7 protein-coding genes are annotated in these 9,343 nt (G+C 69.2%); 6 read left to right on the top strand and 1 reads right to left on the bottom strand.

Annotation, left to right across the window (positions count from 1 at the left end):
* From DMB66_RS54200 to DMB66_RS54180, 5 genes are all read left to right on the top strand, one after another.
* On the top strand, nucleotides 1–736 hold a 736-nt coding region (locus DMB66_RS54200), incomplete at its 5' end, for an ABC transporter substrate-binding protein (RefSeq protein WP_148112882.1).
* Nucleotides 737–744: 8 nt separating this feature from the next.
* Complete coding sequence (locus tag DMB66_RS54195; RefSeq protein ID WP_125811861.1) at nucleotides 745–1,752, top strand: amino acid ABC transporter permease; 1,008 nt, start codon at nucleotides 745–747, stop codon at nucleotides 1,750–1,752.
* Between the two features lie 59 nt (nucleotides 1,753–1,811).
* Nucleotides 1,812–2,564, top strand: a complete 753-nt coding sequence (locus tag DMB66_RS54190) for an amino acid ABC transporter ATP-binding protein (protein WP_125811863.1) — start codon at nucleotides 1,812–1,814, stop codon at nucleotides 2,562–2,564.
* A 54-nt stretch (nucleotides 2,565–2,618) separates the two neighbouring features.
* Nucleotides 2,619–5,312, top strand: coding sequence for a DNA polymerase I (gene polA / locus DMB66_RS54185; protein WP_125811860.1), 2,694 nt, complete (start codon nucleotides 2,619–2,621; stop codon nucleotides 5,310–5,312).
* A gap of 1,307 nt (nucleotides 5,313–6,619) precedes the next feature.
* Complete coding sequence (locus tag DMB66_RS54180) at nucleotides 6,620–6,985, top strand: ArsR/SmtB family transcription factor (RefSeq protein ID WP_370321173.1); 366 nt, start codon at nucleotides 6,620–6,622, stop codon at nucleotides 6,983–6,985.
* An 857-nt stretch (nucleotides 6,986–7,842) separates the two neighbouring features.
* Here the strand turns inward: DMB66_RS54180 and DMB66_RS54175 are convergent.
* Nucleotides 7,843–8,661 carry a class I SAM-dependent methyltransferase gene (locus tag DMB66_RS54175; protein WP_233625507.1) on the bottom strand — a complete coding sequence of 273 codons (819 nt, stop codon included), beginning with the start codon at nucleotides 8,659–8,661 and terminating at the stop codon, nucleotides 7,843–7,845.
* Between the two features lie 354 nt (nucleotides 8,662–9,015).
* On the opposite strand from DMB66_RS54175, the gene DMB66_RS54170 reads away from it, so the two are divergent.
* On the top strand, nucleotides 9,016–9,343 hold a 328-nt coding region (locus tag DMB66_RS54170; protein ID WP_125811858.1), incomplete at its 3' end, for a S1 RNA-binding domain-containing protein.

Below are 9,343 nucleotides of genomic sequence, written 5' to 3'. Positions count from 1 at the left end.
CAAGGCGGCCGGCAAGCTCACCATCGGTACGGACTCCTCGTACGCGCCGAACGAGTACCTGGACGCCGACGGTAAGACGATCATCGGTTTCGACGTCGACCTGTTCAACGCGGTCGCGCAGAAGCTGGGCCTGACCACGGAGTGGCAGTCGGCGAAGTTCGACGCGATCATCCCGGGCGTGACCTCGGGTAAGTACAACGTCGGCGTCTCGTCGTTCACCGTCAACGCCGAGCGGGAGAAGGAGGCCACCATGGTCTCCTACTTCTCCGCGGGCACGCAGTGGGCGGCCAAGGCCGGCGCGACGATCAACCCGGACGACGCCTGCGGCAAGAAGGTCGCCGTGCAGGTCGGCACGGTGCAGCTCGACGACATCACCGCGCGGTCGAAGAAGTGCACCGACGCCGGCAAGGCGAAGATCACGATCGACCAGTACCAGGCCCAGAGCGACGCCACCAACGCGGTCGTCTCGGGCAAGGACGAGGCCATGCTGGCGGACTCGCCGGTCGGCGCGTACGCGGTGAAGCAGACCAACGGCCAGCTGGCCCTGCTCGGCGACATCTACGACTCGGCGCCGTACGGCTATGTCCTGCCGAAGGCGCAGACCGACTTCGGCAGCGCGATCGAGCTGGCGCTGGAGGCGCTGATCGCCGACGGCACGTACAAGACGATCCTCACCAAGTGGGGCGTCGAGGCCGGCGGCATCACCGACCCGGCTGTCAACCCGCAGGTCTCCTGACCCGCGCAATGACGACGGAGACACAGTCCGGACGGGCACGACCTGAGGCCATCAAGGCCGTGCCCGTCCGGCACCCCGGGCGCTGGGTGGCGATCGCGGTCCTGGCGGTGCTCACCGCCATGTTCCTCCACCTGATCTTCACCAACGAGCGGTTCAACTGGCACTTCATCTTCGTCAGCATGGGCGAGGGCAAGCGCGGTGCCATGTTCACCGGCCCGGTGCTGGAGGGCCTGCGCGGCACGCTCCTGCTGACGGTGCTGGCGATGGTCATCGGCGTCGGGCTGGGCGTCGTCGTGGCGGTCATGCGGCTGTCGACCAACCCGATCCTGTCCAGTGTCGCGTTCGTCTACACCTGGGTGTTCCGGGCGGTGCCCCGGCTGGTGCTGGCGATCCTCTTCGGCAACCTGGGCATCCTGTGGGAGCGGATCGGCTTCGGCCTGCCGTTCGACCGGCAGATCGGCAACCTGTTCGGCATCCACGACCTGAACGCGCAGTTCTACAGCATCAAGGCCACCGACCTGCTGTCCGGCTTCCTGGCCGGCGTGCTGGCGCTGGGGCTGTCCGAGGCGGCGTACATGGCCGAGATCGTCCGGGCCGGCATCCAGTCCGTGGACGAGGGCCAGTCCGAGGCGGCGTCGGCGCTGGGCCTGTCGCGCGGTCAGGTGCTGCGGCGCATCGTGCTGCCGCAGGCGATGCGGGTGATCGTCCCGCCGACCGGCAACGAGACCATCGCGATGGTCAAGGACACGTCGCTGGTGGCGTTCGTGCCCGTGACGTTCGAGCTCTTCTTCCAGCTGCAGGCGATCAGTTCGCGGACGTTCATCGTGCTGCCCGTGCTGATCGCGGCGTGCCTGTGGTATCTGATCATTTGCAGCGTGCTGATGGTCGTGCAGTTCTTCGTGGAAAGGCACTTCAGCCGCGGTTACGGGACGGCCGGGCGGGCCCGGATGCGGCTGAGCGGGCTGACGGCCGAGCAGGGCGGCGCGCTGCCCGCTGCCGAGGGGGGCAAGGCATGACAAAACCCGACGGTACGACCGCAGCAGCCGACCCCACGCCGGGGCCGGACGCCGTCGAAATGGTCCGCGCCGACAACGTGCACAAGTCTTTCGGCTCGCTGGAGGTGCTCAAGGGCATCGACCTGGTCGTCAAGTCCGGCGAGGTCTGCTGCGTGCTGGGCCCCTCCGGCTCGGGCAAGTCGACGTTCCTGCGCTGCATCAACCACCTGGAGAAGATCAACGCCGGCCGGCTCTTCGTGGACGGCGACCTGATCGGCTACCGCGAGCGCGGCGGCAAGCTGCACGAGCTCAAGGAGAAGGAGGTCGCCGCGCAGCGCCGGGCCATCGGCATGGTGTTCCAGCGGTTCAACCTCTTTCCGCACATGACGGTGCTGCAGAACGTCATGGAGGCACCCTGCCGGGTCAAGCGGGAGGGCAAGGGTGAGGTCCGGGACCGGGCGGCGGCGCTGCTCGACCGGGTCGGCCTGGGCACGAAGAAGGACAACTACCCGAGTCAGCTCTCCGGCGGCCAGCAGCAGCGGGTGGCGATCGCGCGGGCGCTGGCCATGCGCCCCAAGCTGATGCTCTTCGACGAGCCCACCAGCGCGCTCGACCCGGAGCTCGTCGGCGAGGTGCTGGACGTGATGAAGGACCTGGCCCGCGACGGGATGACCATGGTCGTGGTGACCCACGAGATCGGCTTCGCCCGCGAGGTGGGCGACTCGCTGATCTTCATGGACGGCGGCGTCGTGGTCGAGCAGGGCCCGCCGCGCGAGGTCATCGGCAATCCGCAGCAAGAACGAACCAAGGCATTCCTCAGCAAGGTGCTATAAAGCAGGCGGGGCGGTCGGCGTTCTTGTCGTACGGCGAGACTAGAGTTCAGCGACGTGAGTGACGACGCACAGACCCCCCGCTTGCTGCTGCTCGATGGGCACTCGCTGGCCTATCGCGCTTTCCACGCGCTGCCGGCGGACAACTTCTCGACGCAGACGGGCCAGCACACCAACGCCGTGTTCGGCTTCACCTCGATGCTGATCAACATGCTGCGAGACGAGAAGCCCACGCACATCGTGGTCGCCTTCGACGTCTCCCGGGTGTCGTTCCGCACCGAGAAATACGCCGACTACAAGGCCGGCCGCGCCGAGACGCCGAAGCCGTTCCTGGGCCAGGTCAGCCTGATCAAGGAGATCCTCGAGGCGCTGCGCATCCAGGTGGTGGAGAAACCCGGCTACGAGGCCGACGACGTGATCGGCACGCTGGCCTGCCAGGCCCGCGAGGCCGGCATGGAGGTCGTCATCTCCACCGGCGACCGGGACTCGTTCCAGCTGGCCGGCGAGCACGTCACGATCCTCTACCCGGTCCGGGGCGTGTCCGAGGTCTGGCGGATGACCCCCGAGGCCATCGAGACCAAATACGGCGTCCCGCCGGGCCGCTACCGCGACAAGGCCGCCCTGGTCGGCGACTCCAGCGACAACCTGTCCGGCGTGCCCGGCGTGGGCGACAAGACCGCGGCCAAGTGGATCAATCAGTACGGCGGCCTCGACGGCGTCATCGCGCACGTCGACGAGATCAAGGGCAAGGCCGGTGAGAGCCTGCGCGCCCACCTGGCCGACGTCATGCGCAACTACGAGCTCAACGCCCTGGTCTGCGACCTCGAGCTGCCGGTGCGCCCCGAGGACGTCCAGTGGCACGGCTGGGACCGCGAGGCCGTGCACCAGGTCTTCGACGCGCTCGAGTTCCGGGTGCTGCGCGAGCGGTTGTATTCATACCTTGACGCTGTCGAGCCCGAGGCGGAGTCCGGCTTCGACCTGGAGGGCGCGGTGCTGGCCACCGGCGAGGTGGCCGGCTGGCTGGCCGAGCACGCCCGCGAGGCCCCGGTCGGCGTGGCAGTCACCGGCACGTTCGGCCGCGGCACCGGCGAGCTGACCGGCATCGCGGTCGCCACCGGCGACGGCCCGGCCGCGTGGTTCGACCCGACCGCGCTGGACGAGGCCGACGGGCGCGCGGTCGCCGAGTGGCTGGCCGACCCGACCCGGCCCAAGGTCATCCACGAGGCCAAGCCGGCCATGCTCGCCTTCCGCGCGCACGGCTGGGCCCTGGCCGGCGTCCGCGTCGACACCGCCCTGGCGGCCTACCTGGCCAAGCCAGATCAGCGGGCATACGACCTGACCGACCTGGCGCTGCGCTATCTCAAGCGCGAGCTGCGCGTCGACGCCCCAGAGACCGGCCAGCTCACCCTGGAGGGCCTGGGCGACGACGAGGGCACAGCGGAGCAGAACGTCATGCTCCGCGCCCGCGCCACGCTCGATCTGGCCGACACGATCACCGAGGAGCTATCCCGCGACGACGGCGCCTCGCAGCGCCTGCTCGCCGAGGTGGAGCAGCCGCTGGCGATCGTGCTGGGCGAGATGGAGCACGTCGGCATCGCCGCCGACACCGAATACCTCTCGGAGCTGGAGTCGCACTTCGCCGCGGAGGTCAAGGCGGCGCAGCAGGCGGCGCACGAGGTGGTCGGCCGCGAGTTCAACCTCGGCTCGCCCAAGCAGCTGCAGGAGATCCTGTTCACCGAGCGCGGCCTGCCCAAGACCAAGAAGATCAAGTCCGGCTACACGACGGACGCGGACGCGCTGCAGAGCCTGTTCGCGCAGACCGGTGACCCGGTCCTGGAGCACCTGCTGCGCCACCGCGACGTCGCCAAGCTGAAGTCGACAGTGGACGGCCTGCTCAAGTCGGTCTCCGACGACGGCCGCATCCACACGACCTTCAACCAGACGGTCGCCGCGACCGGCCGGCTGTCCTCAACGGACCCCAACCTGCAGAACATCCCGATCCGCACCCAGGAAGGCCGGCGCATCCGCCGCGCGTTCGTGGTCGGCGCGGGCTTCGAGCAGCTGATGACCGTCGACTACAGCCAGATCGAGATGCGCATCATGGCGCACCTGTCCGGCGACGAGGCGCTGATCGCGGCCTTCAACTCCGGCGCCGACTTCCACGCGGCCACGGCCTCCTCGGTCTTCCACGTCCCGGTCGACGAGGTGGTCCCCGACCAGCGCCGCAAGATCAAGGCGATGAACTACGGCCTCGCGTACGGCCTGGGCGCCTTCGGCCTGTCCAACCAGCTCACCATCTCGACGGACGAAGCCCGCACCCTGATGGAGGAATACTTCCAACGCTTCGGCGGCGTCCGCGACTACCTGCACACCGTGGTCCGCCGCGCGGTCCAGGACGGCTACACGGCCACGATCCTCGGCCGCCGCCGCTACCTACCGGACCTGAGCAGCGACAACCGCCAGCGCCGCGAAATGGCCGAACGCATGGCCCTGAACGCCCCGATCCAAGGCTCGGCGGCCGACATCATCAAGATCGCAATGCTCCGCGTCGACGAAGCCATCCGCACGGCAGGCCTCACCTCCCGGATGCTCCTCCAGGTCCACGACGAACTGGTCTTCGACGTGGCGCCGGGGGAGCGCGAAGCACTGGAAGCACTGGTCCGCCGCGAGATGGGCGGAGCCTATCCACTGTCGGTCCCCCTGGAAGTCTCGGTGGGCGCCGGCCAGGACTGGAACGGCGCCGATCACTGACCCCTGCACGGTTGCGCGGCGGGCTTCGGGGCCTTGATCGCATGACGGACTCACGGCGGACGTGGATCGGGCCCGCTGTGATGGCGTGGAAGGGCTCGGGGCGGGACCTGCTCTGGTTGCCATGGGGCTCGGGGTAAGCCTGCTCTGGTGGCGCGTGGAGGGCTCGGGGCGGGGCCCGCTCTGGCGGCGTGGAGGCTTGGGGTGGGGCCGGCTCTGGTTGCATGGTGGGCTCGGGGGCGGGGCCCGCTCTGGTTGCATGGTGGGCTTGGGGGCGGGGATAACCCACTCCGGGCGGTCAGGCTTGATCCCTGCGTGGGTCATCCCCGCCCCCAAGCCCGTCGTGGTCGCTGCTTCTGCGTAACGTTSGSCATTCACGTAGTCCCCGGCCTGCCCGGCCTGCCCGGCCTGCCCGCCTGCCCGCCTGCCCGCCTGCCCGGCCTGCCCGGCCTGCCCGCCTGCCCGCCTGCCCGCCTGCCCGGCCTGCCCGCCTGCCCGGCCTGCCCGGCCTGCCCGCCTGCCCGGCCTGCCCGTTGGCCCGGCGGCGCGGACCGCTGGCAGTGCCGATCGGCAGTTCGTGCCCGGACCGCACCGCCCGGCTACTTCTTCGACGGTCGTTCGGTTGCCGTGCCCGGCGGTGTTCCTAGTGCGAGCGGCGGCCGACCACCGAGCCGCCGCAAGAATTCCAGCTGTCACCCCGCGCCAAGGCCTTGATCAAGCATCTCGGGCGTTCGGGTGAATCGGGTGAGTCCCAGGTCTCGCATTCCTGCGGCTCGTCTCCTGGACGGGTGTCTCCACCCGCATGGTGGCGGTGTGTGAGGAGCCGCAGTCTCTGCTGTCACCGTCGGTCTGGGTGTCTTGCGGGTCTGGGTGTCTTGCGGGCCTGGATGTCTTATGGGCCTGGGTGTTTCGCGGGCCTGGCTGTTTCGCGGCCTTGCGCCTTTTGAAGAGCGCTCGCCCGCCCGTCTTCCTTGCTTCGTCGAAGACGTCAGTCGTGTCGGCCTCCGGCGGGCTGCGGGGAATGTGTGACTCAGGCCATATTTCTCGCGTTGGGTTTCTCGCCCGTGTGCTTGCCTCTTTGTGCTGTTCGTGGGGATCTAGAGGGCATCCTCGATGTCTTTAGCGGCTTCAGCTGCTCCGTCCACCTCGGAATCCGTAGCGGGCGGACCGGCACGTCTGGGCGGGCGGGTCGACGGGGAATCCGTTGCTGCGTACCGCGTTCTGGCTTTGTGCTACCGGCAGCTGGCCGTGTGCAGTCGCCGGCCGGTTGCTCGAATCCGAGACTTGCTTCGGTTTGCAAGGGTGGGCTGATGCCGAGTTCTCTGACCGAGATGACATCGTCGTCCAGTGCTTGGGCGCCCGTCGTCCGCCGGCCGCTCGACGCCGACCAGGCGCGTGTCTTCGCGCCGATGTTCAAGGCGCTGGGTGATCCGGTGCGGCTGCGGCTGCTGTCGATGATCGCGTCGGCGGGCGGTGGCGAGGTGTGCGTCTGCGACCTCACCGGCTCGTTCAAGCTGACCGGCCCGACGATCTCCCACCACCTCAAGGTCCTGCGCGAAGCCGGCCTGGTCGACAGCGACCGGCGCGGCACCTGGGTCTACTACCGGCTCGTGCCGGCCGCGGTTGCCCTCTTGGGCGGCCTGCTGGACGTGAGCAGCCTCGCCGCGGCGGCCTGACCGCGCCAAGGCCGCCGGACGGTGGCCCATCCCGGGCTGATCGTCAGTCCCCGTCCGGCGGCACCACCGACCGCGATCACCGGCTGCCGCGACGGCCACCGACTCTGACCAACCGGCTGCCCCGATCACGATCACCGGCCGCCCCGGCCGCCCCGACTCCGACCACCGGCTGCCGCGATCGCGATCGCCGGCTGCTGCGACCGCCACCGACTCCGACCATCGGCCGTCCCGGCTCGATCGCCGGCTGCTGCGACTGCGATCGCCGGTTGTCGCGACGGCCACCGACTCCGACCATCGGCCGTCCCGGCTCGATCGCCGGCTGTTGCGACCGCGATCACCGGCTGCCGCCACCGACCCCCGACCACCGGCTGTCCCGACCGCCACCGCCCGACCATGGCCGCTACCGGCCGCCACCGCGACTGGCTGTCGCGCCCCGGCTTGGTGGACGCTAGAGAGCCTCTCCTGCCCGGGACGGGCCCAACTCCCCATCCCGACGCTCCCGTGGTGGCGGGTGGCTTCTCCGGCGTCCCGTCATGCGGCTCACGTCTGTGCGGGTGTTTCCACACCCTCCTCCGAAGGCCCTGGTTGTCGGCGGAGTCTTGCCGGGGCTCTCGTTCGCCGCCGCATTCCGCGTCGGGTGGCGACGGCAGGGCTGACGCCTTCTCCTTCCGGGGGCCGTGGCCCGAGTTCGTCGGGGAGCGGTGATTCGATCATGCGGCGGGCTCCGGATCTGACCGGAAGTCTCCGTGGTCCAGCACGTCGCCCCACCGGAGTCCCGGCCGCCTCGCGACAGGCCGATGTCGTTGAGCGTTGGTGCGGAGCCGGCCCGATCACCGTTACGGCCCTCGTCGACCCGGCTAGGCCGGCAAGTGGCTTACGAAGATCGCGGTGCCCGGGAACAGCTTGCCGCGCAGTGGGCTCCACTGGCCCCAGATCTGCTCGTGGCCCGCCGGCCATTCCGGCTCGATCAGGTCGGTCAGCACGAATCCCGCCGCGACCAACTCGCGGATCCGGTCGCCGATCGTGCGGTGCTGCTCGACGTAGCTCGGCACGCCGTCGGCGTCCTGTTCCACGTACGGCCGGCGGTCGAAGTAGGGGTGGACCGCCAGCAGGCCGTCCTCGCCCGGCTCGTCGAGAAAGATCCACCGCATCGGGTGTGTGAGTGAGAACACCCACTTGCCCCCGGGCTTGAGCACCCGGGCCACCTCGCTCATCACCGCGCCGGAGTCCGCCACGAACGGGATCGCCCCGAACGCCGTGCAGACCACGTCGAACGAGGACGTCGCGAACGGCAGCGCCAGGGCGTCCGCCTGGACCAGCGGCACCCGTACCCCCGAACGGGTGGCCGCCTCGCTCGCGTGCCGCAGCATGCCCGCCGAGAGATCCAGCGCGACCGGGTCGGCGCCCTGTCCGTCCAGCCAGCGGGCCCCGGCCGCGGCGCCCGCGCCCAGCTCCAGGATCCGTTTGCCGCGCACCTCGCCCAGCAGTCGCGCGTCAGCCTCGCGCAGGCCCTCCGGGCACCAGATGAAGTCCACGTCGCCCAGGAACGACCCGTGCTCGTCCTGGTAGTCGTCGGCGTCCAGGTCCCACCAGTGCCGGCTGGCGACCCGGCTCTCGTCGTCGGTCACCGCCCGGCGCAGGGTGCCGGCGTGGGTGGTTGGTTGCGCTTCGATCACGGCCAAACGGTACGGGGACCGTACGACACTTTGCCGCGGCGGCCGCCGGACGGCTCGCTGAGCGTTCAAAATGGCACATAACGAGCGTCGCGTCGGGTTTCGCCGGAACAATGTGCCTCGGTCATCAGGAGGCCTTGCAACCTGTGGTAATGCGCACGGTAAGCTAGTCGATGCACTCGCGGATCGTGTGCCTCGGCAGGGAGCAGGTTCCGCAAGTCGTCGGTCCCAGCATGATTCTGCTCGCTTGATCTGACCTCAGTTGTCGTGATCACCGGATGTTCGTGCTGTGTCCGCCGTCAGTTCCGCGGGGCGCGAGAGACACCACGACACCATCCGTTCGGAGCAACAGTCCACATGACGAGCAGCATCGAGGCCACCTCGAGCGCCAACAGGGTCACCGTCGACGATCTCGGCTCGGAGGAAGCATTCCTCGCAGCTATCGACGAGACCATCAAGTACTTCAACGACGGCGACATTGTCGAAGGCACCGTCGTCAAGGTCGATCGGGACGAGGTCCTGCTCGACATCGGCTACAAGACCGAGGGCGTCATCCCCTCGCGCGAGTTGTCGATCAAGCACGACGTGGACCCCGCGGAAGTGGTGTCGGTCGGTGACCACATCGAAGCCCTCGTCCTCACCAAGGAGGACAAGGAAGGCCGCCTGATCCTCTCGAAGAAGCGTG

It is taken from the genome of Actinoplanes sp. ATCC 53533 (assembly GCF_003947245.1).
The sequence above is the reverse complement of the archived record's forward strand: the minus strand, read 5'-3'. Positions and strand labels throughout refer to the sequence as shown.